The organism is Roseateles sp., assembly GCF_039929605.1.
Lineage (GTDB): Bacteria > Pseudomonadota > Gammaproteobacteria > Burkholderiales > Burkholderiaceae_C > Pelomonas.
Genome location: NZ_JBDSQX010000149.1, coordinates 21589 through 46469, shown reverse-complemented (window position 1 = coordinate 46469; position 24881 = coordinate 21589). Strand labels below are relative to the sequence as shown.

Genomic DNA, 24881 nt, shown 5'->3' with positions numbered 1-24881 from the left:
TGATCGTCGACCTCGCCATGGCCTTGCTGCTGTTCGAGCTGGGCAGCCGCGTCAGCCTGCGCTGGTTGCGCGTCAACCCGGCATTGCTGCTGACCAGTGCGGCCGAGTCCTTGCTGACATTCGGCGCCGTCTTTGCGGCACTGCGCTGGTATGGCTTGGCGGCGCCGCTGGCGGCGGCCGGAGCGGCCTTGTTCGGCGCATCGGCCGGCGCGGTGATCGCCCGCGTGACGACCGAGCTCAAGACTGCTGGCCAGGTGACCGAGCGGGCCATCGTGCTGAGTGCGTTGAACACGCTCTACGCCGTGCTGCTGCTCAAGCTGGTGATCGGTTGGCTGCATGTGGACCAGCACAGTGACTGGGTCGCGGGTGTGGCCCAGCCGGGCTACACCTTCTGCGGCTCGGTGGTGGTCGCGGGGCTGCTGGCGTCTGCGGTCGGCTGGGTGCTGAGGCGTTTCAACCTCAAGGAGGAGAACGCCGTGCTGCTGTTGCTGGGCCTGGTGTTGCTGGCGCTGACCGCCGCGCGGCTGCTCGCCCTGTCAACCCTGCTGGTGCCTCTGCTGGCCGGCGTGATGCTGCGCAACGCGAGTGATCGGCCGTGCATCTGGCCACGCCACTTCGGCACGGCCGGTGGCGTGCTGGTGCTGATGTTGTTCGTGATCGTCGGTGCCGCCTGGTCCGTCGAGGCGCTGACGGTGGGCATCGTCGGCGCACTGCTGCTGCTGGGCGTGCGCGTGCTGACGAAAAGCCTGGTGTTGGTGGGCCTGGCGCGGGTCAGTGGTATCGAGCCGCGCCAGGGCTTGGCGCTGGCGATGAGCCTGACGCCGGTCTCGGCCACCTCGCTGATTCTGCTGGCCGACTTGCAGGCCACCCACCCGGCCATCGGCGCGCAGTTGATGCCGGTGATGCTGGCGATGCTGGCCGTGATGGCACTGCTGGGACCGGTGCTGGTGCAGGGTGGCCTGCGCCTTGCCGGTGAGTACCGGCCCGTGAAAACGCCGATCTCTTTACCCAAGCGGGCGCCGGAGCACAGCGTATGACCGTCAGCCGTGGACCCTCGCTGGAGCGATTCGCGGATTCGCGCTCACTGACGCTGGGCGTCGAGCTTGAGCTGCAGATCGTCAACCATCACGACTACGACCTCACGCCGGCCTCCAAGGACCTGCTGCGCCTGATGGGCAAGTACAAGCTGCCCGGCAACGTCACGCCGGAGATCACCGAAAGCATGATCGAGCTGTGCACCGGCGTCTGCGACAACCACATGCAGGTGCTGTCCCAGCTGACCGAGACGCGCGATGCGCTGGTGGCCTGCGCGGCGCAGTTGAACGTCGGCCTGTGCGGCGGCGGCACGCATGCCTTCCAGGACTGGAGCGAGCGTCGCATCTTCGACACGCCGCGTTTTCACGAGGTGGCGACGCTGTACGGCTACCTGTCCAAGCAGTTCACCATCTTCGGCCAGCATGTGCACATCGGCTGCCCCGGGCCGGACCAGGCGCTGGTGCTGCTGCACGGGCTGTCGCGCTTCATCCCGCACCTGATCGCGCTGTCGGCGTCCTCACCGTTCGTGCAGGGCACGGACACGGGCTTCCATTCGGCGCGGCTCAATTCGGTGTTCGCCTTCCCGCTGTCGGGCCGTGCGCCCTTCGTGAACCGTTGGGACGATTTCCTCATCTTCTTCGAGAAGATGACGCGCACCGGCGTGGTCAAGAGCATGAAGGACTTCTACTGGGACATCCGGCCCAAGCCCGAGTTCGGCACGATCGAAGTGCGGGTGCTCGACACACCGCTGACCATCGAGAAGGCCGCAGCGCTGGCCGGCTACATCCAGTGCCTGGCACGCTGGTTGCGCATCGAAAAGCCGTTCGAGCCGCACGAGGACGACTACCTGCCCTACACCTTCAACCGGTTCCAGGCCTGCCGCTTCGGGCTGGATGGCACGTTCGTCGACCCGTCGACCGGCGAGCACCGCGTCCTGCGCGACGACATCGAGGCCAGCTTCCAGGCGCTGGAGATCCACGCGATGGAACTCGGTGCCGAGGATGCGCTGAGCTACCTGCGCAAAGAGCTTGCGGGCGCGGGCAACGATGCGAGCTGGCTGCGTGGCGTGCACGAGCACGAGCAACTGCTGCCCGAAGTCGTGCGCCAGCAGTGCCGCCGCTGGGCGGGCGACAGCCCATGAGTGAAGCCGGGCTCGCGCCGCTGAAGATCGGCATGTCGGCGCGGCTGATGCACAAGCCGCCGCTGGAGCTCGGGTTTCGCAACAAGACGCTGCAATACCTTGAGCAGGCGGCGGCGCACTGGATCATGGGCCACGGCGCGATGGTGCTGATGCTGCCGACGTTGGGCTTTGATGCCGAGGTCGAGCGGCGGCGCGTCTCGGTGCGGCATTACGTCGATGTACTCGACGGCCTGGTCATGCAGGGCGGTGCCGATGTCAGCCCGACCAGCTACGGCCAGCAGCCGATGCGGCCCGAGTGGGGCGGCGACATCGTGCGCGACCGCTACGAGATGGAGTTGCTCGAAGGCTTCCTCGCGCAGGGCAAGCCGGTGCTCGGCATCTGCCGGGGTTGCCAACTGCTCAACGTGGCCTTTGGCGGCACGCTCTACCAGGACATCGCCACCCAGCGCGAGGACGCCAAGAACCACGTCGACGCGGAGCTCTACGACCGGCACAGCCACATGGTCGTGTTCGAGCCGGGCTCCAAGCTGGCCGAGCTGTACGCGGAGCGCGAGGGCGGCTGCGTGACCAGCATCCATCACCAGGCCGTCGACCGGCTCGGCGCCGATCTGCGGGTCGAGGCGCGTTCGACCGAGGACGGCATCGTCGAGGCCATCCGCGCGAGCGGCGCCAATTTCGTGGCCGGTGTGCAGTGGCATCCGGAGTTCCATGCGGTCAACCCGGGGCTGCTCAGCGGTGAACCGCTGCTCGACGGCTTTCTCGCCGCCGCGCGTGCCGCGCAGCTGCAGCGCAGCGGCTGAGTACGGCGATGCTCGCCAGGCGGGCACGTGCTCAGCTCCGCGTGATCGCCTGCGCTGCTTCGATGCCTGCGGTGTAGGCCTCCTCAAATACCGAATACCCCGCCAGATCCGCATGCGCAAACGCGACGCGGCCCGCGCCATGTGTCAGTGCTGTCCGTGCCGCCAACGCCGCCAACGCCGCATTGCCGCGCACCCCAGGCGCCGGGATGCTCATGGCATGCCCGAACCGACACAGGTCCACGCGCTCCAGGTTGCCGGCCAGATCGGGGTGCGTGGCCGAAAGCTCACGCACGACGACCTGCGCCCAGTGCTGCCAGGGCTGGGCGAGCAGCTCGCCGCGCCGTGATCGCGGCAGGGCGAGGTAGGCCGTGAGCCGTGGTGACCGGGGTGTGGGGTCGAGCGTCTGGTGGCGGGCGTTGACATAGCCCAGGCCGGCCTGCCCGTAGCTGACGTTGTCCCAGGCCAGCGGCACGCCAGGGCGGTCCAGCAGCGGCTCACGCAGCGCCATGTTGGCGGTCAGCCAGGGGGCGTACTGCATCGCGCCGGCAGCGGCGCGCAGGGCGGGGTGTTCGATCAGCCGGGCGGCGATGAAGAGAGGCACGGCGAAGACGACGCGGCGGGCCTGCCAGCGCTCGCGGGCGCCGCGCGCTTCGTCCCAGGCCAGCAGCTCGACGCCCTGACGCGACTCGCTGGCGCGCAACACGACACGGCCGCTGAAGATGCGCTCGCGCAGCGGCGCAGCGAGCTGGGCACTGAGCCAGCCGTTGCCTTCGGGCCAGGTCAGCACCGGCTCACGCTCGGCCGTCTCGTCGCCCGGCGCATGGAAGCCATGCCGGCTGGCGAAGTAGTGCAGGCCGGCCCAGGCCGAGACCTCGGCGGCCGGGGCGCCGTAGTCATCCCGGCAGCAGTAGTCGAGGTACCAGCGCAAGCGCGGCGCGGTGAGCTGCTGAGCGTCCAGCCAGGTGGCGAAGGTCTGGGCGTCGAGCGCGGCATGGCCCACGCCCCAGCGGGCGCGGTGGGTGGGCATCGCAAAGCCGATGTCGCGCTGTGCCTGAGCGACAAGTTCGGCAAAGCGGCGGTACTGGGCCAGCGTGCCGGCGGAGTCGCTCGGCGGCAGCGGGCCTTCGCGCCATTCGCCATCGACGAAAAGCCGTTCCTGCGGGCTGTGGCACAGGTGCCGCTCGTCCCAGACGGCGCGGCCCAGTTGCTGACGCACGAGGCCGAGCTCTTCGAGCAGTTGGTAGACCTCGCCTGCCTGTGGCCCGGGCAGGGGCAGGTAGTGGGCGCCGAGCGGGCAGGGCGCGCCGGCCAGCACATGGCCGCGGCTGTTGCCGCCGGGCTGGTCTTCGAGTTCGAGCAGAGCGATGTCGTCGACGCCGCGCCGCGTCAGCTCGCGAGCGCAGGCCAGGCCGGCGATGCCGGCGCCGACGATGACGACATTGGCCTTGCGCAGCGGGCCGTCGTTGGCGCGTGGGGGCTCGCGCAGCCGATGCCCGCGCTCGGGGTGAGTGCCGACCCAGCTGCCTTGCAGCGCTGGCGCGTCGGGCGTGCAGCCGCCGGCCAGCAGGCCGAGCATCACGGCCCGGCGTTGCAGGCCGGTGGAGGAGTCGGGGTGGTCGGGTAAGGCTGCGCTCAAGGCGGCGAGCCTAGCAGCGAAAGCCGCCGGCTCTACCCGACAGGGAAGGTCAGCCGCAGGGCGCTTGCCACTCGCGCAGTTCGGCGGCGAGCACGGGATGCTTGTCCGCCTCGGCGCGCTGGATCAGCGCCTGCACATTGGCCTCGGTGACGTGCTCGTGGCCGACGCCGTGGACAAGGTTGGCGTAGACGCTGTCGATGTTCGAGGCGTCCGTGTCGGCCGGCGTGGTCGGCACGGTCGTGGCGGCGGTGGAAGAGATCGTCGTTGGCATGAGGGCTCCAGCGCCGGCACCGTGCCGGCGATGCCAGCTATCGGCAAGCGGCATGCCGGCCAGTTTTTCCGGGTGGCCGGTGGTATGGTCCCGCCGCCGTTGGCGGGTGCCTTCGCCCACCTTTTGAAGAAGACGCCAATCAGCATGCCCGCTTCATCTGCCTGGTTTTCCGTCTGCTGCCGGACTGTGTTGGCCGGCCTGGCGTTCGCAGGGCTGGTGGCCGGCCAGGCGAGCGCACAGACGCTGCGGCTGCCGCTGGCCGTCGCTGCGAGCGGCACGCAGGCGCTGCCCACGCTGCTGCGCGCGTCGCTGCTGGAGTACCAGGAGCTGCTGCCGCCTCTGCGCCGGATGCGTTGGGGCGGCATGACCGAGACGGGCGTCAACGAGCAGGTCTGGAACCCCGCGACGACGAAGTTCCTGGCGGCGTGCCGTGCGCAGGCGGCAGATTGCCAGCCGCTGCTGACCGCCCAGTTGCAGACCATGGATCGCGCCGTGCGCGAGCTGCCGGCCGAGAGTTCCGCCAGGGCGGCGGTGATGCTCAGCGTCATCGCCGACTTCTGCGGCAGCTTCCCCGACAGTTCGCAGCGGCCCTTCGGTGTGTGTCAGTTGAGCAACCGGCTGTACGACGCGGCCAAGCGCTGGCAGGAGGAAGGCCAGGAATATCTCTTCCTGCACTACCTGAGCGCTTACGACTTCATGCGTGGACAGTACCGCGCGTGGCTGAAGAACGAGGGGCAAGTGGAGTCGGCTTCCACGGCGGCCGCGCTGCCCGAGGTCGCGCCGTGGATCTCGGCGGAGAAGGCCGAGCTGGACGGGTACCTCAACAGCGCCCGCCAGGGCTGGATGGCGGCCTTGGGTCTGGCCGCGCAGCACCCCGCCAGCGCACTGGGCCGGATTTCGGCGCTGCAGATTGCCCGGCTGTCTTGGCGGCTGGGCGACGTGGACATCGCCGAGGACTTCGAGCGCACCTACGCCGAGCTGCGAGGGGAAGGGGCGACCGGCTGCGCTGACCATAGCCTGCGCTGGCGCACCGACATTGCCCGGGACCGCGCGCTGCGCAAGGTGCCTGCCGACTCGCCCGCGCGACTGCGGTCGCTCGTCACGCAGCAGTGCGGCTATTCCGCGCCGGTGCTCGACCTGGTGAACGATGCGCTGCTGCGCCCGGACGGGCCCAGCGCCGAGGACCGTGCGGTGCTGCGCACGGTGCTGGATGAAGCCGTGCGCGCCTGCAGCCCGGAGCGCTGCTCCACCTTTCGCGCTCCGCAGTTGCGCGCGCTGCAGGCTCTGCTGGGCGGGTCGCCGGTGGCCTTGCGGGCATTGCTCAAGGAACGGATCGACGGCAACGATCTGGACGGCCTGCGCCCGGAGTCCGAGCTGAGGGTGGACTGGGCCGTCGCGGCGACGTTGCTGCGCGAGCCGGCCCTGCAGGAGCCCAGCCTGGCCCTGCTGCGCCAGGTGCAGGGCCTGGTGCTGCTGCGCACGAATGCGACGCGGCTGCCTTCGTTCTCCGAGCAACGTGACCTCGCTCGTTTCGACAGCCTGCACCGCCTCGCCGCGCGGGCTTCAGTGGAGCAGGGGCAGCCGCTGCTGCCATCAGTGACCGAAGGTCTGCGGGCGCAGACGCTGCTGAGGCGGCTGCGGGCGCAGAGCCTGGCCGACCAGTTCAAGGGGCTGCGCGACGCCGACGCGGACGCACGCCGTCAACAGCAGCGCGCCGATGCGCAGCGCTTGCGCACGCTGGCCGTGCAGTTGCCCAAGGGCGTGAAGCGCCTGTTCGAGTCGTCGGCCGATGAGGGCGACGCGATGGCCGAACTGGCCTACCTGGAAGCGCTGGCCGTGCTGCGCCTGTCGGCCAGCGACCGCGACCGTCAGTGGCTGAACAACGCGGCGGGCAAGGGGCCGCTGCAGATGCTGGAGATGCGCAAGATCGGAGTCGGGGCGCGCGAAGGCGACAGTCTGTCGCCGGGCGATGCCTACCTCAGCTGGCTGGAGGTGCCGGGCGGCTTCGTGGCGACGTTGCTGTTGAAGCTCGCGCCGGACGAGGCGCCTCGGCTCTCCAACCATTTCGTTGCGCTCGGTGTGGAGCAGCGCAACGCGCTGCAGCTGTACCGCAAGCTGTTGTTCTCCGGGGATGCCGCCGCGCAGGAGGAGGGCCTGAGCCTGCGCGGCCGGCCGATCTGGCGCACGGCGGACGGGCGCTATGTCGCGGCCGCCGAAGCACCGGACGGCGCCCGCCGCGTGGCCGACCTCGCGACGCTGGGGCGCGAGGTGTCCGGCTGGCTGCTGGCCCCGTTGCCGGTCGCCATGCGCGAGGCCAGTCGCCTGTTCGTCAGCCCCGATGGCGTGCTGACGCAGCTGCCATTCGAGGCGCTCTGGCTGGGCGACCGGCAACTGGTGGCGCAGATGGATGTGGGCTATGTGCAGTCGCTGGCCGTGCATGCCGAGCTGAGCCGGCGCGCTGCCCGGCCCCGCACGACGGCACCGCGCCTGCTGTCCATCGCCGACCCCGTCTACCGCGCCATCGCGCCCGGCGAGGGCGCCTTGCCGGACTGGATGGCCGACCTGGAGTGGACGCCGTTGCCCGGCACCCGCAAGGAGTCGGCGGCGCTGCTGCCCTTGTTCGCGAAAGGCAGCCGCCAGTTGCTGGGCCAGGCGGCGTCGCGAGCCGCCCTGCTCGACCTGCAGAGCCGCGACGAGCTGGCCGGCTTCGACGTGCTGCATTTCGCCACGCACGGCTACGTGGACGACCAGCGCAGCGCGCTGGTGCTGAGCATGGGCACCAACCTGCCGCAGGCCTATCTGCAGGACGGCGACATCGCCGCGCTGACGCTGCGTTCGGACCTCGTGCTGCTGTCCGCCTGCGAGACCGGCCTTGGCCGCGCGGAGAGCGGTGAGGGCGTGATGGGCCTGCCCTATGCCTTCATGCTGGCCGGCAACACCAACACGCTGATGACGCTGTGGCCCATCGATGATGAAGGCACGTCGGTGTTCATGCCGGCCTTCCTGGCCAAGGTGCGGCAGGGCGGCATGGACGTGATCGCCGCGCTGACCGCCACCAAGCGTGAATTTGCCGCAGGCCGCCACGGCGATGCGCTGCGCGACCCGCGCATCTGGGCAGCATTCGTCCAGTACGGCGTACCGTTGAAGCTGCAGCGCTGACGGCCGCGCCGGCCGCCTCATTTCATTGAAAAGGAAGATCGCCCGATGACCTTTGCCCAGCCCTTGCGTCTCCTGCTGCCGCTGCTGATGGCGCTGACGCTGTCGCCGGCATTTGCGCTGGACCTCGTCACCGCCGAAGAAGCCGGCCGGCCGGACGTGCCCTTCGGCACGCGCGGCGTCACGCGTGGGCCGCGCATCACGCAGGAGCTGCCGGCCAAGGACGGCGCCGCCGTGCGGGCGCCTTTGCAGCTCAAGGTCGGCTTGAAGGCCATGGGCGGCGCGCGCATCGACGTGTCGACGCTGCAGGTGACCTATCTGAAGAAGCCGTCGGTCGACCTGACGCCGCGGCTGCGCGCCGGCATCAGCGACGGCGGCATCGAGCTGAGCGGCGTCTCCGTGCCGCCGGGGCAGCACCGCCTGCTCGTGCGGGTGGCCGACAGCGAAGGCCGCGAGTCGGAAACCGTGGTGCAGCTCAACGTCGCGGCACCGTGAAGTGCCCCTACTGCGTCAGCGTGATCGACGAGCAGGCGCTGGCCTGCCCGCACTGCACGCGCGACCTCTTCCTGTTCAAGCCCTTGCTGGCGCGCCTGCAGACGCAGGAAACGGCGCTCGACGAAGTGATGGCGCGCGTCGCGGTACTGGAGTCTGGCGCCGCGCCGACGCATGACGAGCCGCCCGACACGGCGCCCACATCACCGCCGGCCGGCGCTGCCGCGCTGCCCGCCTGGGCTGTGTTGCCGCCCGCCTTCGTGCTGCTGCTAGCTGCGCACTACGTCATCGTCATGGCGCTAGACCTGCCCACGCTGTGGCTGCGCCTCGCCTCGCTGGCCATCCCCTTGCCCTTCGGCTATCTGCTGCAGCGGGGCAGCAGCGCCGGCGCGTTGCGCAACCTGCTGCTGGCGGCCATCACCGCCGCGCTGGCCGTCCTCGGTATGAGCGTCGTGGTGGCGTTGGTGGACGGCGCCACCGTGCTGCCGGCCAATGCGCGGGAGCTGCGCGAGTTCGGCTATTACGTCGTCAGCATCCTGCTGAGCTTGGTCACCGGCATGGTCATTGCTCGTTCACAGGCGCCGTCGCCGCAAGGGCGCTGGCTGACGCGTGCTGCGACGACCGCCTGGGGCGCCGCGCGCGATCCGGTCGCTCTGCAGAAGCAGCTCGATGCGCTGCGCAATCTGGGGATCACTGTGATGGCCACCGCCACGGCGCTCGGCTCGGTGGCGAGTGGGCTCAAGGGCGTGATCGGCAACTGAAGGCCACGAGGCTCAATGAACCTTGCCCCATTCGGCCTCGAACTCCTGTACCAGCACCTGGTTGCTGAGGCGGTTCACCTCGGTGGACACGCGGGCCATGTCGGGCGGAAAGTCCAGCAGCGCCGGCAGGCTCTGCGGGCTGAGGAAGCGCAACCCAGGTGGGAAGGCCGTCGGCAGGCGGAAGGGCCGACGCGAGGCCAGCACGAAGCCCCATTCGCCAAAAGACGGCACATGTGCGTGGTACGGCGTCGTCGTCAGGCCGACCGACTCGATGGTGGTCACCACGGTCCAGAAGCTGCGCCGTGCGATCAGCGGCGACGTGGTTTGCACGACGGCATAGCCGCTGGCGCTGAGGTGGTGGTCGATCAGCTCGTAGAAGCTGGCCGTGTAGAGCTTGCCGATGGCGAAGTTGGACGGGTCGGGGAAGTCGATGACGATGACGTCGAAGAGGTCGGCCTGCTGCTCCAGCCATCCGAAGGCGTCGGCATTGACGATGCGCAGCTTGGGTGACGACAGCGAGTGGCCGTTCAGCGCGGCGAGCTTGGGCGTGTCGCGGAACAACGCCGTCATCTGCGGGTCCAGCTCGACGAGGGTGACCTGCTCGACGCTCGCATATTTGAGGATCTCGCGCACCGCCATGCCGTCGCCACCGCCCAGCACCAGCACGCGCTTGGGCGCGCCATGCGCGGCCATGGCGGGCTGCACCAGGGCCTCGTGGTAACGGTACTCGTCCTTGGAATGGAACTGCAGATTGCCGTTCAGGAACAGGCGCGTGCCGGCGCCGCCGTCGGTGACGACGATGCGTTGGTAGGCGCTGCTCTGCTTGAAGACGATGTGCTCACCGTAGAAACGGTCCTCGGCCCAGGTCGTCAGTTGCTCTGCACTGAACAGGGCGCCAAGCAGCACCAGGGCCGACAGCGCACAGGCCGCCGCCATCGACGCCTTGGCGCGCAGCTCCGCGCGAAAGATCCACAGCGCCCACACGGCCACGGCGACATTCAGAAGCCCGAAGGCCACGCCTGTGCGCACGAGGCCCAGCTGCGGCACCAGCACGAGCGGGAAGGCCAGTGCGACCAGCAGCGCGCCGAGGTAGTCGAAGGTCAGCACCTGCGAGACGAGATCCTTCAGACCGTAGCGCGCGCTGAAGTGGCGCTTGAGGATGCGCATCACCAGCGGAATCTCCAGCCCCACCAGCGTGCCCACCAGCAGCACCAGCGCATAGAGCAGCACGCGGAACACAAAGGCGTCGCCCGGCGGCAGCAGGCTGTGCACGGCGAACAGCGCCGCCGGCATCAGCCCGCCGATGACGCCGACGAGCAGCTCGACCTGCAGGAAGACGCCGACGAGCTGCCGCTCCACGAAGCGCGACAGCCACGAGCCCAGGCCCATCGCGAACAGGTAGACACCGATGACGGTGGAGAACTGCAGCACCGAGTCGCCGAGCAGGTAGCTCGCGAGCGCGCCGGCCGCCAGTTCGTAGACCAGGCCGCAGGCGGCGATGACGAAGACGCTGGCGAGCAGCAGCAGCTCGGCCAGCGTGGCCCGAGAGGGCTGAGAGGTCTGTGAAGCGGACCGTGACCGAGGGGTCTCAGCAGGGGAGGAAGGCATCCAGCGAGGGTAACCTCGCCGGATGCCCGCCTTGCCCTACAAACTCGTACCGCCCCGCCCCGAGGGGCAGGTGTTGCGCCACCGGCAGGTGCAGGCGCTGGACGAGCGGCTGCGCAGCCATCCGCTGGTCTGGCTGCTGGGCCTGCCGGGTGCCGGCAAGACCTCGGTGGCCGCGCAGTGGCTGGCGCAGGCCGGCGCGCGGCGCTGTGTCTGGTACCGGCTCGACGAGGACGATGCCGACATCGCCGGCCTGCTCGACGCGCTGCGCCGCCACCCCGAGCACGGCGATGCAGCGCGGCTGCCGGCCTGGTCGCCCGAGCACCAGACCGAGCTGCGCAGCTTTGCGCGCCAGTTCTTCCAGCAATGGCTGGCGCTGTCGCCGGAGCCGCTGACGCTGGTGTTCGACGACTGCCACCGCCTGCCCGAGGACGCCGCGCTGTTCGAGCTGCTGGAGGCCGCGCGCGAGGTGGCGGCCGGTGCCGATGGCCGGCTCGGCTTTCTGCTGATCAGCCGCCGGCCGCCGGCCCTGCCGCTGTCGCGCGGCCTGATGGCGGGTTGGCTGGCGGTCTACGACGACCTGGGCCTGACGCCGGACGAAGCGACGGAAGTGGCGCGTGCCGTGTCCGGCCGCGACTGGAGCGCGGCCGAGGCCGACCGACTGACCGAGGCGGGCGGCTGGATGGCCCACGTGCTGGCGTTGGCGCGCCCGGGCGGCCCGGCGGCGGTGGGTGGTGCGCTCAGCGAATTCCTGGCCGAGGAGATCCTGGCCCTGCTGCCGGCCGACGCGCGGCGCGAGCTGCGCCTGGCGGCCGAGCTGCCCGAGCTGCCGCGTGCCGAGGTCCGCCTCGCGCCGCCCGTGGCCCGGTTACTCGACGAGCTGGCGCAGCGTCGCTACTTCGTCGACCTGACCGATGCTGACGCCTGGCGGCTGCATGACCTGCTGCGCGACGGCCTGCGCGAGCGCAACCGCGCGCTGGAGTCGCCCGCCGAGCTGGCTGAGGCGCGGCGCGAGCGTGCGGCGTGGGTCCGCTCTCGCACGCCCGACATGGCCATGAACCTGCTTGTGGCCGCAGGCGACGAGGCGGCCGCGCTGGCGCTGCTGGCCGAGCAGGGCCGGCGCTGGCTGGCGCAGGGCCGCCACCGCCAAGTGCTGGGCTGGCTGGATGCGCTGCCGGGTGAGCCCGGCCCGGCGCGTGAGCTTTGGCGGGCCGAGGCGCTGGTGCCGCTGGCACCTGAGGACGCGCGGCCGCTGTTCGCGCGCAGCCGGGCGGCTTTCGTCGCCGCCGGCAACGCCGAGGACGCCTGCCGCGCCTGGTGCGGCGAGGTGGCCAGCTACGTCGTGCAGTGGGGCGCCGTGCAGGGCCTGGCCGAGCTGGTGGACGAACTGGAGCTGCTGCAGGCCGCTTTGGGCGAACCCCCCGGCGAATGGCGCTTCCGCTGCGCGGCTGACGCTCTCACCGCGTTGATGTACGGCCGTGCCGAAGACCCGCGCCTGGCCCGCTACGCGCAGGCCACCGCGCTGGCCGTGGAGCAGGCGCCCGACGCCGCCAGCCGCGTCACGGCGGCAGCCCAGTTGCTGATCTACCGCCTGTGGTGGGCGGGAGACTTCCCCGGCGGGCGGGCGCTCTACGGCGCCTTCGACGCCGAGGTCGACCGCGGCGGTGCCGACATGCCGCCACTGGCGCGGCTGATCTGGTGGTCCAACGCGGCCATCGTCGACTGGCAGTGCGGCGACCCGGCGAGCTGCCACGCCAAGGTCGAGCGCGGTCTGGCGCTAGCCGAGTCCAGCGGCATCCACGTGCGCGACTTTTTCCTGCTGACCCAGGGCATCTTCTGCGCGCTGTCGCAGGAGGACTGGCCGCGCGCCGAGGGCTATCTGGCGCGGCTGGCGCTGACCGAGCGCGGCCACAAGCGGCTGGACAGCATGGTCCATCACTTCTTCCGCAGCTGGTATGCGCTCAGCCGGGGCGACGCCGCGCTGGCGCTGGCCCACGCCCGCACCGCCTGGCCGCTGGCCGAGAGCCTGGGCTCGTTGTTCCACAAGATCATCGTGCTGTCGGCGCTGGCGCCCGCCTGCCTGCACGCCGGTGACCTGGCCGGCGCCGAGGCCGCCTACCGCGCCCAGCTCGCCCTGGCCAAGGGCAGCGGCAACCTGACCTTTGCCTACATCGCCTTCTGCGCCGGCGCCGAGATCGCGCTGCAGCAGGGCGACGAGGCCGGCCTGGCCAAGCAGGTCGAGCGCATGCTGCGGGTCAAGCAGCTCGGCGGCTTCCACAGCGACTGCGGCTGGCGCAGCCCGATGCGTGCACGTCTGCTCGCCTTCGCGCTGGAGCGCAGCATCCTGCCGGACACCGCCCGCCAGTGGATACGCGAGAAGCGCCTGGCGCCGCCGCCCGGCCAGGACGCCAGCCTCTGGCCCATGCCCGTGCGCATCCGCGCGCTGGGCCCGTTGGAGGTGGAGGTGGACGACCCGGCGGCAGCGCTGCCTGGCGGCACCAAGCCGCCGGTCAAGCTGCGCGAACTGTTGGCCGTGCTGGTGGTGCGCCGCCGCCAGGGCGCGACGCAGGCCGAGCTGTCCGACTGGCTGTGGCCCGACACCGAAGGCGACAAGGCAGCGGCGTCGCTGAAGGTGGCCGTGCATCGCTTGCGCGCCTGGCTGGGCCACGACGCCGTGCTGCTGCGCAACGGTGTGCTGGCGCTCAACGAGCTGTGCGTCAGCTGCGACCTCTGGCCCTGGCTGGACCACCCGCTGCCGGCCCAGGCCGCGTTGGCCGGCCTGCTGCTGGCCGGCTGCCAGTCGCCGCCGGTGCAGCAACTGCGCGAGCGCCTGCGCGGCGGGCGCTAAAGCTTCCCAAGTCGCGTCCCCGATCGCGTCCCCAATCGCGGCGGCACAGGCCCCTCTCCTGAGGGGTGCCGGCGTTACCGATCCGTAACCCCCGCCTGCCTAACGTGAGCCCATGGCGCCGGCGGTCGGCGCGAGGAGCATGGAATGAATGAAGACAAGACCCTGAAGCGCTGCACCGGCGCCATCGCCGGCGCACTGCTGGCCCTGGCATTGAGCGCGCCGGCCAGTGCCGTGGAGGTGACCTGGTATGTGCAGGGCCACATGGACCCCGTCATGGCGGGCACGCCGGCCGACCTCACCGCCCTGGTGCCGGTGGGTGCGGTCTTCCAGGCCAGCTTCACTTTCGACACGGTGATCTCGTCCAACCCGATTGCCATCATCTCGGGTGTGCGGACGGACTACATCAGCAACGCCACCCAGGGCAGCACCAGCCTGGATGTGGCCGGCCTGCATTTCGGCGCCACGGGCAGCCGCATCGAAGAGTACGCCGACTACAACGGCCAACAGCTGACGCTCAACGGCGGTGCCGTCGCGGGCCCGGTGCCGGCCGGTTACGCCTGGGGGGCACTGGACGTGCTGGTCGTCGGCCACTTCGGCCCGGGCGGTGCGGACCCGTCCGACAAATACCCGTGGTTCTCGCCCTTCGGTGGACCCAAGGGCCAGTTCCAGATCATCGGCACCACGCTGCCCGATCTGAGCAAGAGCGATGCGGCTGCCAAGATGGACCTGTTCTTCTTCAGCCCGGCCAGCAGCCAGTACTACCACCGCTTCGGCACCATCGAGGCCATCCAAATCACGCCCTTCGCTGCCGCAGTGCCCGAGCCGGCCACGTGGGGGTTGATGGTGGCGGGCCTGGTGGCCGTCGGCCTGCGCCGCCGCCGCTAGGAGGCTGTCGGGCTTGGGGTCGCGCACCCGACCCCAATCCCGGCAGCCTCCTAGAACGACACCGGCTGGGGCACGGCCTTGCTCCAGTAGAAGATGTCCCAGCCGGCGCGCAGGCCGCCGGTGGTGAAGGGGTCGGTCGCGATCAGCGCCTCGACCGCAGCCTTGTCCGGCGCGCGCACGACCCACAGGCCGCCGACGGGCGTTGCGCCCGGCGACTCGCGTAGCGAGCCGGCGGCGCGCAGTGTGTCGGCATGGGCAGCGACCCATTCGAGATGGGCCTGCAGCAACTCGCGGCGCAGCTCGCCCGCACCGGCCTTGTCGTGAAAGCGCACGGCGAACAGCGTCCAGTTCTCCTGGGCGTTGTCCGTCAGCGCGGCGAAGTCGTGGGCGAAGGACATCCGTTTCTCCGTTCAGTGGCGTGCCCAACTGCGGGCAGGGCACCGTCCCCCGGGGAGACCGGCCAAGGTACGCCTTGGACGACGGGCTCCATTTTCATGGTGTGCCCATGGCCTCGCGCCAGCGCATTGCGTCATAGACGCGGTGGCGGGTGCTCGGGTGGTGGAAGAAGATGAACTCTTCCACGGCGCCGGGGTCGGCCTTGCGATATTCGACGATGCGCAGCTGAGCCTCAGCAAAGCCATGCGGCTCGCGCGACAGGTTGAGGCCGAACTGGTCGGCCTCGGCCTCCTGAACACGCATGATGCTGTTGTTGATCGGCGTCGCGAGCGCGAAGAAGACCGAAAACACGGCCATCAGCATCGGCAAGCCGGCCACATCGTCGACCCGGCTCACGCCGGTGGCGGAGGCGAAGCGCGCCAGCAGGCGGCCCAGCAGCCATTGCACGGTGGCAAAGCCGACGAAGAGCACCAGGGTCAGCATGGCCATGGTCTTGGCGACGTGGTTCATCACGTAGTGGCCCAGCTCATGGCCCATCACGGCGCGGATCTCGGGCTCGGACGTGCGGCGCAGCAGGTTGTCGTTCAGTCGCACGGCGGCGCTGCCGAACAGGCCGGCCACGTTAGCGCTGACACGCGTGGTCTGGCGCGAAGCATCGAAGACATAGACGTTGTCCACCGGCACGCCGTTGGCATGGGCCATCTGCAGCACGGCGCTCTTGACCGGGCCGTCTTCGACCGGCTTGTAGGTGTTGAAGGCCGGCTCGATCAGCACTGGCGAGATGGCGACGATGACGATCAGCACGGCCATGCCGCCGGCCGTACCCCAGATCCACCAGCGCGCACCGGTGCGGCGCATCAGCGCATACAGGCCCGCGACAACGAGAGCCATCAACAGCATGTTGAAACCCTGGATGAGCACCGCCTCACCCAGCCAGGCCTGCAGGGTCTGGGTCGACATGCCGTAAGCCTGCTCGCGCCACCAGCCCTCGTAGACGGCCAGCGGCAGGGTCAGCACCGTCGATGCGGCCACATAGACGGCGCCGACCAGCATGTCGCGGCGCACCGGCCCTTTGCCGACGCGCATCGCCCAGTCACGCACCCGTGCGGCGCGGCCGCCACTCATCATCAGCACGGCAACGGCCAGCCCGAGCAGCAGATCCCACAGCTGCAGCCAGTAGCCACCGGTGTAGTAGGCGTCGGACTTGGCGACAACCTCGGCGGGCAGCCGGTCCATGTAGGCCTGGGTCGCGGCCTCGGCATTGCGGGGCAGGGCGGCACGCCAGGCGTCGTCGACGGGGCGGATCTTGAAGCCGGAGGCCTGGGCGGTGGCGTCGGCTTTTTGAGCTTGGGCCTGGGCTGCGGCGGTGTCTGTGTCCGCCGCCTGGGCCAGCGTCAGGGCCATGCCCAGTGCAAGGGCGGTCAACCATTTCTTCATCAAGTCCTCCGGGTATTGAAACGGCGCGATTGTGGCGACGCGCGCCGCACCGGGAGGCGCGTTGCGACAGGCTGCGTGCAGGGCGGAACGGGCGGCTTCAGCGCTCGATACTCGGCCTCAGCCGTGGATGGCAGCAGCGACGATGTTGCCGATGGAAATGCACATCGCGCCGACGACGATGGCCAGGGCCACGTTCTTGTGTTCGACGAGTTCCTCCCACAGTTTGTAGGGCGTGATCTTGTCCACGATGATGAAACAGAGCCAGAAGATGACAACGCCGATGAGGGCGTACATCGTCGAGCCGAGGACGACTTCGGGTCTGAGCCAGTCGAGGGTCATGGTGAGCGCTCCTTGTGGGTCTTCTTACTTGTGGCCGCCGCCACCGCTGCTGTAGCCGCCGTAGCTGCCACCCGTGTTGCCGATGTAGCCGCCGCTGCGTGCGCTGGCGCGGCATTGTCGGTACTCGTTGCTGGCTTCGCCGAAGCTGTCCTTGTAGCGCTGGCAGTCGTCGCTGGAGCAGGCGCGCAGCAGAGCGAACAACAGCACGATGAGGAGCAGGCCGATGACGATATTGCGCAGCAGCGTGCCGCCGCTCTTGAACGCCGAGGCGTCGCGCGTGAACTGGGCGGCGGGCGCCGACAGGCCGAAGGCCTTCTGCACCGTGGCCGCCTCTAGCGTCTGCCCGCCACTCCAGGTGACTTCGGGGCCTTGCTGCTCGCGGCTCAGCAGGTACTGGCCGTCCTTGCTGGCGTAGTCGGTGACCTTGACGCGGTCGTCCAGGCGCACCGGCCAGTAGAACTCGCCGAGCACGTGGGTCGTCTTGGCCTGGTAGGTCCAGCGTTCGTCGTAGGCGCGGCCCTGCCATTTGGCGCCGCCACGCGCAGCCTCGGGCGCGCCCGTCGTCGTGGCCACGAAGCTCCAGCCTTCGCGCGTGTCGATGAGGAAGGCGAAGCCGGTCAGGCGGTTGAAGAGCAGGTATTCGCGCCAGAAGCTCTGCTCGTCCTCGGCGTCTTCGGGGATGTCGCAGCGCTCCTGGTAGCCGACGACGGTCCAGCTTTGCGGTTTCTCGCCAGCAAGGGCCAGCATGCCGGTGCGGCCGAGCGGGATCAGCGGTTCGGCGCCGGGCGATTGCGCGGTGAAGCCCAGCGCCTTGGCATCACCTTCCGGCAGATCGACGACCGCCTGGCATTGCCCGCAGGCCATGCTCTTGCTCTGCGCGAGCTTGGGCGCCAGCGGCGCGCCGCAACTGGGGCAGGCGATGCTGCGGCCGGCGAACTTTGCCTCGGCAATGGACTCGCCTTCGGCCGTCGTGCGCAGGCCTTGCAAGGCCAGTTCAGCCAGCTGCACGGCGCGGCCGACGGACCAGACCGGTGGGCCGTCCTCGCGAAACTCCAGCGTGCCGACTTCATTCTGTGCATTGCGCAGCTCGACGACGCGACCCGTGCGCGGCACGCGCGGCAGCTCGCCCTCGGCCGCACGCACGACGGCCTGCACGACGGCAGCGACCTGCCAGCGCTGGCCGGCCAGCGTCAGCGGCAGGCCGACCTGGAGTTCCAGCGGCGGTGATTCGGTGAGAGGTGCTTCAAGGCTGAGGACGAACTGGCCGTTGTCTTCGCTGAGCCAGGCCACGCGCGGGCTGTCACCGCCTGCGTCGAACAGCAGATGCCATTCGTTCCAGTTGCCCAACTCCGAGCCACGCTGCACGCGGCCGACGGCGGTGAAGGCGCTGCCCATCCAGCGGCCGCTCGCACCGAGTTGCAGCGGCGAGTAGTCGTCGAAGATCTCGGCGCTCTGGCCGATCTTGCTCAGCGTGTCGCCATCGCGCAGCAGCGTGCTGCGGCAGAAGCCGCAGACGGCGCTCGCCGAAGCTGCGCTCGCGAACTCAACCGGTGCGCCACAGTTCGGACAAGCGGCGCGCCAGCGGCGCTGGGCGTTTGCGGTGTCAGTCATGCGGCAGTGAGGCCGCCATCATTCGGCTTGGTGGCACACCGCTTCGATGTTGTGACCATCTGGATCCAGCACGAAGGCGCCGAAATAGTTGGCGTGGTAGTGGGGGCGCAGCCCGGGGCTACCGTTGTCTCGCCCGCCCGCCGCCAGCGCCGCCTGGTGGAAGGCCTGCACCATCGCGCGGCTACCTACCCGAAAGGCCACATGCAGCGGCGGCTGGTTGGGCGTGCCACGGCTGATCCAGAAATCCGGTTTGGGCGCTTCGCCGAAGCCCGCCACGTCGGTATGCCCGGTGACATCGGCCGAAAACTCGGCGAGTAGCTCGTAGCCGATGGCGCCGAGCGCCTGACGGTAGAAGTGCTGGCTGCGTTCGAAGTCGCTGACGACGACGCCGGTGTGGTCGATCACAGCGGCCTCCTCAGCCCAGCTTCTTCAGCAGGTCGGCCTTCTTGGCGGCGAATTCCTCGTCGGTCAGGATGCCCTTGGCCTTGAGGTCGCCGAGCTTCTCCAGCAGCGAGACGATGTCCTCGGGCTTGCTGGCGGCCGGGGCGGGTGCCGCGGCGCCAACGCCCGCCAGGCCCTGGCCCAGCGTCTGCGCCAGCGTCTGGCCCAGTGCCACGCCGGCGCCCAGGCCGATGGCCTCGCCGGCAATGCCGCTGCCGCCGGAGCCACCCTTGGCCAGCTCAGGCAGCGCCTGGGCCGTTTGGTACTGGATGAACTGGCCCATGTTCTGGCCAATGATGCCCATGCCGATGCGCTGGTCGAGGATCTTCTGCAGCTCCTCGGGCAGGGACACGTTCTGCATCGTCACCGACAGCAGCTCCAGGCCGATGGCCTCGAAGGACGGCGCCGTCGCGGTCTTGAGCGCGGCGGCGAACTCGATCTGGTTGGCCGCCAAGTCCAGGAAGGCCGTGCCGCTGCTGGCGACGGCGTCGCTGATGTGCTGCAGCATCAGGCCGCGCAGTTGGCCGTCGAGCTCGGCCGTCGTGTAGCGCTCGCGCGTGCCGGAGATCTGGCTGTGGAAGGCCTTGGCGTCCTTCATGCGGTAGGCGTAGTTGCCGAACGCACGCAGGCGCACGGCGCCGAAGTCCTTGTCGCGGATGGTGACCGGCTGGCTGGTGCCCCAGCGTTGGTCGATCTGCTGGCGGGTGCTGAAGAAGTAGACATCGCTCTTGAAGGGCGACTCGAACAGCTTGTCCCAGTTCTTGAGATAGGTCAGCACGGGCAGCGTCTGCGTCGTCAGGCGGTGCGTGCCGGGGCCGAAGACGTCGGCCACCTGGCCCTCGTTGACGAAGACGGCGACCTGCGATTCGCGCACGACGAGCTGGCCGCCGTTCTGGATTTCCATGCCGGACATCGGGAAGCGCCAGGCCAGCGTGCCGTCAGCGTCCTCGGTCCACTGGATGACGTCTATGAACTGTTTCTTGATGAAATCCATCAGGGCCATGTCGGTTCCCGCATGCGGTGAAGAGAAATTTGGACGGGAGTATCCGGCGTCGGCCGGATGTTGCCGTGGCCAAACAGGTGAATCTCACCGTGGGGCGAGGAGAGAATCCGCGTCATGCGCAGAGTTTGCATCCAGACAGAAGATTTCGACCTAGGCGCCGAGACGGCCGCCCTGCGCTTTGGGGATGGCGGTGTCGGCGCCGTCGTCGCGTTTGTCGGCACGGTGCGTGAGCACAGCGGCAGTCAGGCGGTGAGCGGCATGGCGCTTGAACACTATCCCGGCATGACCGAAGCCGCCATCGAGGCGATGGTGGACAACGCATTTGCCCGCTTCGACATCCGCGCGGCCCGGGTCATCCACCGCGTCGGCGCCCTGCAGGCGTGCGACCAGATCGTGCTGGTGCTCGTCACCAGCGCCCACCGCGGACAGGCCTTCCAGGCCTGCGAATTCCTGATGGACTACCTTAAGACCCAGGCGCCGTTCTGGAAGAAGGAGCACACGCCGGCCGGCGCGCACTGGGTGGACGCCCGGGTGGCGGACGACGAGGCGCTGGCGCGCTGGGGCATTGCGGCGGGGAATGCGGTTTGAATGCGCTGGCGGTTTCCATCGGCGCGGCTTTAGGCGCGCTGACGCGCTGGCAGGTGGGCGTGATGTTCAACAGCCGCTGGGTGGGCTTCCCACTTGGCACGCTGCTGGTCAATCTGGTGGGCGGCTTTCTGATCGGCATGGCGCTGGAGTGGTTCGGCCGCCAGCCGAATGATTTGCTGAAACTTTTGCTGGTGACTGGCTTCCTGGGTGGGTTGACGACGTTCTCGGCGTTTTCGGGCGAGTCGCTGGCACTGCTGCGGCACGGCGATTTCGGTATGGCGGCCGCGCACACGCTGACCCATGTGCTGGGAGCGCTTTTTGCCGCATGGCTGGGCATGAAGTTGATCCTGGCCTTGATCTAGCGCAACTTGAAAAGCGCCGCGCGGCGCCCACTTGTCTCGCAACCGGAGGATTTCCACCATGCGTGCCGACAAGCTGACCACCCGTTTCCAGGAGGCTTTGGGCGAGGCCCAGAGCCTGGCCCTCGCCCGCGACAACCCCTACATCGAGCCCACCCACGTGCTGGCGGCGATGCTGGCGCAGGATGACGGCCCGCGTGCTTTGCTGCAACGTGGCGGCGTCAATGTCCAGGGGCTGAAGACGGCGCTGGACGGCCTGATGGCCGGGCTGCCCCAGGTCAGCGGCTCGGGCCAGGCGGTGCAGGCGGGGCGCGACCTCGTCTCGCTGCTGCAGGCCGCCGAGAAGGAGGGCACCAAGCGCGGCGACCAGTTCATCGCCAGCGAGATGTTCCTGCTGGCGCTGGCCGATGCCAAGACCGACCTGGCGGGTGTCGTGCGCGGCCATGGCCTCACGCGCAAGGCGCTGGAAGGAGCCATCGAGTCGGTGCGCGGCGGGCAGAAGGTCGATTCGGCCGACGCCGAAGGCCAGCGCGAGGCGTTGAAGAAGTACACGCTGGACCTGACCGAGCGCGCCCGCCTGGGCAAGCTAGACCCGGTGATCGGCCGAGACGAAGAAATCCGCCGCACGATCCAGGTGTTGCAGCGGCGTAGCAAGAACAACCCGGTGTTGATCGGCGAGCCGGGCGTCGGCAAGACGGCGATCGTCGAGGGCCTGGCGCAGCGCATCGTCAACGGCGAGGTGCCGGAGAGCCTGAAGGGCAAGCGCGTGCTGGTGCTGGACATGGCGCTGCTGCTGGCCGGCGCCAAGTACCGCGGCGACTTCGAGGAACGCCTCAAGGGTGTGCTGAAGGAAGTGAGCCAGGACGCCGGCCAGACCATCCTCTTCATCGACGAGATCCACACCATGGTGGGCGCCGGCAAGTCCGAAGGCTCCATCGACGCCGGCAACATGCTCAAGCCCGCCCTGGCGCGCGGGGAGTTGCACTGCATCGGCGCGACGACGCTGAACGAGTACCGCAAGTACGTCGAGAAGGACGCCGCGCTGGAGCGTCGCTTCCAGAAGGTGCTGGTGGACGAGCCCAGCGTGGAGGCCACCATCGCCATCCTGCGCGGCCTGCAGGAGAAGTACGAGGTGCACCACGGCGTGGAGATCACCGACCCGGCCATCATTGCCGCGGCCGAGCTGAGCCACCGCTACATCACCGACCGCTTCCTGCCCGACAAGGCCATCGACCTCATCGACGAGGCGGCCGCCAAGATCAAGATCGAGATCGACTCCAAGCCCGAGGCGATGGACCGGCTGGACCGCCGCATGATCCAGCTCAAGATCGAGCGCGAGGCGGTGCGCAAGGAGAAGGACGAAGGCTCGCAGAAGCGCTTCGGCCTGATCGAGGACGAGTTGCTCAAGCTGCAGCGCGAGTACGAGGACCTGGAAGAAATCTGGACGGCCGAAAAGGCCCAGGCCCAGGGCTCGGCGCATGTGAAGGAAGAAATCGACCGCATCAAGCAGCAGATCGAGGAACTCAAGCGCAAGGGCGACTTCAACAAGCTCGCCGAGTTGCAGTACGACCGCTTGCCCAAGCTGGAAAAGCAGCTGAACGAGGCGCAGGACAAGGAAGCCAGCAGCAAGGGCAAGGGCACGGCCCGGCCGCGCCTGCTGCGCACGCTGGTGGGCGCCGAGGAGATTGCCGAAGTGGTGGCGCGCTCCACCGGCATCCCGGTCGCCAAGCTGATGCAGGGCGAGCGCGAGAAGCTGTTGCAGATGGAGGGCAAGCTGCATGAGCGCGTGGTGGGCCAGGCCGAGGCGATCCAGGCCGTGTCCGACGCCATCCGCCGCTCACGTGCGGGCCTGTCCGACCCGAACCGGCCGCTGGGTAGCTTCCTGTTCCTCGGCCCGACGGGCGTGGGCAAGACCGAGCTGTGCAAGGCGCTGGCGGGCTTCCTGTTCGACAGCGAGGACCACATGGTGCGCATCGACATGAGCGAGTTCATGGAGAAGCATTCGGTGTCGCGGCTGATCGGCGCGCCGCCCGGCTACGTGGGCTACGAGGAAGGCGGCACGCTGACCGAAGCGGTGCGGCGCAAGCCTTACTCGGTGCTGCTGCTCGACGAGGTCGAGAAGGCGCACCCGGACGTGTTCAACGTGCTGCTGCAGGTGCTGGACGATGGCCGCCTGACCGACGGCCAGGGCCGCACGGTGGACTTCAAGAACACCGTCATCGTGATGACGTCCAACCTCGGCTCGCAGCACATCATGGCGCTGTCGGGCGAGAGCGATGAAGTCATTCGCGAGGCGGTGTGGGGCGAGGTCAAGGCGCACTTCCGGCCCGAGTTCCTGAACCGCATCGACGAGACCGTCATCTTCCACGCGCTGGGTGCCGACCACATCAAGTCCATCGCCCGCATCCAGTTGCGCCTGCTCGAAACACGGCTGGAGAAGCTGGAGATGAAGCTCGACATCAGCGAGGCGGCGCTGGACGAACTGGCCAAGGTCGGATTCGATCCGGTGTTCGGCGCACGGCCGTTGAAGCGGGCCATCCAGCAGCGCGTGGAGAACCCGCTGTCGCGGCTCATCCTGGAGGGCAAGTTCGGGCCGAAGGATGTGATCCCGGTGGACGTGGAGGGCGGCGAGTTCTCATTCGGCCGAGTGGTGCATTGACGCACCGCCGGCGGCGGGCTCAGACCGTTGTCGGCGCGTCGCTTTGCAGGGCTTGGTCGATCTCGACGCGGTTGCGGCCTGCTCCCTTGGCGCGGTAGAGCGCCTCGTCGGCGCGCTTGAGGGCGCCGGCTGCGGGGGCGCCGGGCGGCGCCAGCGCCACGCCGAAGCTGGCCGTCACGGTGATGCGGCCGCCGCTGCTGTTGATTTCGCTTTGCTGTACGCGCTCGCGCAACTTCTCGGCCAGGCGGGCCGCATCACGCACGCGCGTGCCCTGGCAGGCGATCAGGAACTCCTCGCCGCCCCAGCGGCCAAAGACGTCGCTGGCGCGCAGGTTGGCCGCCACGACGGCGGCAACGCGCTTGAGCACCTCGTCGCCGCAGTCATGGCCAAGGCGGTCGTTGACGCGCTTGAAATGGTCGATGTCCAGCATCACCAGCGTCATGCCCTGGGACGCCTCTTCGAAGTCGTCCATCGACTGTTCCAGGCCGCGGCGGTTGAGCACGCCGGTCAGCTCGTCGATGGTCGCCAGGCGGCGCAGGTTCTCCTGCTCGACGCGCAACTGGCGGGTGCGCGCCGTCAGCGCGTCGATCTCGCGCTGCTGGCGGCTGTGGCTCTGGCGCAGCTGGCTCCAGCCGCGCAGCGCCATCCCGCTCGCAGCCAGCAGCCAGGCGCACAGAATGCCGAGGTAGACGCGGTCGCGGCTGACCCAGTGGCCCTTCAGCGTCATGCTGCGCAACTGCATCTCGTGGCCCTGGCCGAGTTCCACCATGGGCAGGTCGATCAACACCACGATGGCGTTCTCCAGGCCGGGGCGGTTGAATTCCCGGGGGAGGTCGTTGTTAAGAATCCACCAATCCGCAACCGTCAATTCGTTCAGGTCCACCTCCACCGGTTTGCCGATGTCGCGCAGCCGCAGGTTGACGGAGTGAAAGCGTGAGCTGTTGGGGGCCGAAACCTTGGAGAAGCGCAGATCGAAGTTGCGGATGGCCAGCCGCACGAAGGGCGAGGGCCCTTTGTACGACATGTCCACCTCGACGCTGTCGAATCGACTCAGGTCAAGGCCGTGAGTCAAGTCCTCGCCGGTCAGCACAAAAACCAGCCCGCAACCCAGGTAAGGCTTGGCAGTGGTGTAGCGGCATGTCAGGCGTCGTTGCCGTTCGTCCAGCCATTGCACCGAGGCGTCGTTCTGGGTGCCGTCCGAATTGATCAGATAGGGGCCATTCGCGGCGCCAGGCGCCATCAGATCCAGAGTGCGCGGCGGCAGCAGCTCAACGCCGACCATCGCGGCAAGCGTCAGGGCGATACCAGCGAAGAGGAGGTTGGGGTTGCTGAGGTCGTATCGCACGCAAGTCGTCTGACAGTCGCAGTGCAGCGCACTTTAGGGCCTGCGGGTCCTGAAGTCAGTCCGCGGTCCGTCC

Annotated in this window: 21 protein-coding genes; 11 read left to right on the top strand and 10 right to left on the bottom strand. The window is 69.1% G+C overall.

Annotation, left to right across the window (positions count from 1 at the left end):
* The 3 genes from ABIS05_RS20465 to ABIS05_RS20455 form a co-directional block, all read left to right on the top strand.
* On the top strand, nt 1-1037 hold a 1037-nt coding region (locus ABIS05_RS20465), incomplete at its 5' end, for a cation:proton antiporter (RefSeq protein WP_348011506.1).
* A complete protein-coding gene (locus ABIS05_RS20460) occupies nt 1034-2176 on the top strand; it encodes a YbdK family carboxylate-amine ligase (protein ID WP_348011505.1) in 1143 nt (380 codons plus the stop codon). The genes ABIS05_RS20465 and ABIS05_RS20460, both read left to right, overlap by 4 nt.
* Complete coding sequence (locus ABIS05_RS20455; RefSeq protein ID WP_348011504.1) at nt 2173-2976, top strand: type 1 glutamine amidotransferase; 804 nt, start codon at nt 2173-2175, stop codon at nt 2974-2976. Before ABIS05_RS20460 ends, ABIS05_RS20455 begins: the two co-directional genes overlap by 4 nt.
* A gap of 31 nt (nt 2977-3007) precedes the next feature.
* Here ABIS05_RS20455 and ABIS05_RS20450 read toward each other — a convergent pair whose 3' ends face one another.
* Both ABIS05_RS20450 and ABIS05_RS20445 read right to left on the bottom strand, forming a co-directional pair.
* On the bottom strand, nt 3008-4612 hold the full coding sequence (locus ABIS05_RS20450; RefSeq protein WP_348011503.1) for an FAD-dependent oxidoreductase: 1605 nt from the start codon (nt 4610-4612) through the stop codon (nt 3008-3010).
* Between the two features lie 49 nt (nt 4613-4661).
* On the bottom strand, nt 4662-4883 hold the full coding sequence (locus tag ABIS05_RS20445) for a hypothetical protein (protein ID WP_348011502.1): 222 nt from the start codon (nt 4881-4883) through the stop codon (nt 4662-4664).
* A 144-nt stretch (nt 4884-5027) separates the two neighbouring features.
* On the opposite strand from ABIS05_RS20445, the gene ABIS05_RS20440 reads away from it, so the two are divergent.
* From ABIS05_RS20440 to ABIS05_RS20430, 3 genes are read left to right on the top strand one after another with little or no spacing between them, the layout of a single operon-like run.
* Nucleotides 5028-8042 (top strand): CHAT domain-containing protein, encoded by a 3015-nt coding sequence (locus ABIS05_RS20440; RefSeq protein ID WP_348011501.1) that lies wholly within the window; start codon nt 5028-5030, stop codon nt 8040-8042.
* A gap of 45 nt (nt 8043-8087) precedes the next feature.
* Nucleotides 8088-8534, top strand: coding sequence for a hypothetical protein (locus ABIS05_RS20435; protein ID WP_348011500.1), 447 nt, complete (start codon nt 8088-8090; stop codon nt 8532-8534).
* Entirely contained in the window at nt 8531-9292 is a 762-nt protein-coding gene (locus ABIS05_RS20430; protein ID WP_348011499.1) for a hypothetical protein, read from the top strand. Before ABIS05_RS20435 ends, ABIS05_RS20430 begins: the two co-directional genes overlap by 4 nt.
* A 12-nt stretch (nt 9293-9304) precedes the next feature.
* On the opposite strand, the gene ABIS05_RS20425 is transcribed toward ABIS05_RS20430, so the two are convergent.
* Entirely contained in the window at nt 9305-10900 is a 1596-nt protein-coding gene (locus tag ABIS05_RS20425) for a polyamine aminopropyltransferase (RefSeq protein WP_348011498.1), read from the bottom strand.
* Between the two features lie 31 nt (nt 10901-10931).
* On the opposite strand from ABIS05_RS20425, the gene ABIS05_RS20420 reads away from it, so the two are divergent.
* Entirely contained in the window at nt 10932-13745 is a 2814-nt protein-coding gene (locus ABIS05_RS20420; RefSeq protein ID WP_348011497.1) for an AAA family ATPase, read from the top strand.
* 144 nt (nt 13746-13889) lie between these two features.
* Nucleotides 13890-14630, top strand: a complete 741-nt coding sequence (locus ABIS05_RS20415; RefSeq protein ID WP_348011496.1) for a PEP-CTERM sorting domain-containing protein — start codon at nt 13890-13892, stop codon at nt 14628-14630.
* Between the two features lie 50 nt (nt 14631-14680).
* Here ABIS05_RS20415 and ABIS05_RS20410 read toward each other — a convergent pair whose 3' ends face one another.
* From ABIS05_RS20410 to ABIS05_RS20385, 6 genes are all read right to left on the bottom strand, one after another.
* On the bottom strand, nt 14681-15028 hold the full coding sequence (locus tag ABIS05_RS20410) for a YciI family protein (protein ID WP_348011495.1): 348 nt from the start codon (nt 15026-15028) through the stop codon (nt 14681-14683).
* Between the two features lie 94 nt (nt 15029-15122).
* Nucleotides 15123-16463, bottom strand: a complete 1341-nt coding sequence (locus ABIS05_RS20405; RefSeq protein WP_348011494.1) for a M48 family metallopeptidase — start codon at nt 16461-16463, stop codon at nt 15123-15125.
* A 117-nt stretch (nt 16464-16580) separates the two neighbouring features.
* A complete protein-coding gene (locus ABIS05_RS20400) occupies nt 16581-16802 on the bottom strand; it encodes a DUF350 domain-containing protein (RefSeq protein WP_348011493.1) in 222 nt (73 codons plus the stop codon).
* Between the two features lie 24 nt (nt 16803-16826).
* The gene (locus ABIS05_RS20395) at nt 16827-18413 is read right to left on the bottom strand and encodes a DUF4178 domain-containing protein (RefSeq protein WP_348011492.1); all 1587 of its coding nucleotides are present in this window, start codon (nt 18411-18413) and stop codon (nt 16827-16829) included.
* 18 nt (nt 18414-18431) lie between these two features.
* Entirely contained in the window at nt 18432-18818 is a 387-nt protein-coding gene (locus ABIS05_RS20390) for a VOC family protein (RefSeq protein ID WP_348011491.1), read from the bottom strand.
* 10 nt (nt 18819-18828) lie between these two features.
* Nucleotides 18829-19857 (bottom strand): SPFH domain-containing protein, encoded by a 1029-nt coding sequence (locus ABIS05_RS20385; protein WP_348011490.1) that lies wholly within the window; start codon nt 19855-19857, stop codon nt 18829-18831.
* Nucleotides 19858-19971: 114 nt separating this feature from the next.
* On the opposite strand from ABIS05_RS20385, the gene ABIS05_RS20380 reads away from it, so the two are divergent.
* The 3 genes from ABIS05_RS20380 to clpB are packed head-to-tail and all read left to right on the top strand — an operon-like array spanning nt 19972 to nt 23463.
* The gene (locus tag ABIS05_RS20380; RefSeq protein WP_348011489.1) at nt 19972-20445 is read left to right on the top strand and encodes a molybdenum cofactor biosynthesis protein MoaE; all 474 of its coding nucleotides are present in this window, start codon (nt 19972-19974) and stop codon (nt 20443-20445) included.
* Nucleotides 20442-20807 carry a fluoride efflux transporter CrcB gene (gene crcB, locus ABIS05_RS20375; RefSeq protein WP_348011488.1) on the top strand — a complete coding sequence of 122 codons (366 nt, stop codon included), beginning with the start codon at nt 20442-20444 and terminating at the stop codon, nt 20805-20807. The genes ABIS05_RS20380 and crcB overlap by 4 nt, the downstream gene beginning before the upstream one ends.
* 58 nt (nt 20808-20865) lie before the next feature.
* Entirely contained in the window at nt 20866-23463 is a 2598-nt protein-coding gene (gene clpB / locus ABIS05_RS20370; RefSeq protein ID WP_348011487.1) for an ATP-dependent chaperone ClpB, read from the top strand.
* 19 nt (nt 23464-23482) lie between these two features.
* Here clpB and ABIS05_RS20365 read toward each other — a convergent pair whose 3' ends face one another.
* Nucleotides 23483-24808 carry a GGDEF domain-containing protein gene (locus ABIS05_RS20365; RefSeq protein ID WP_348011486.1) on the bottom strand — a complete coding sequence of 442 codons (1326 nt, stop codon included), beginning with the start codon at nt 24806-24808 and terminating at the stop codon, nt 23483-23485.
* Nucleotides 24809-24881 lie beyond the last annotated feature (73 nt).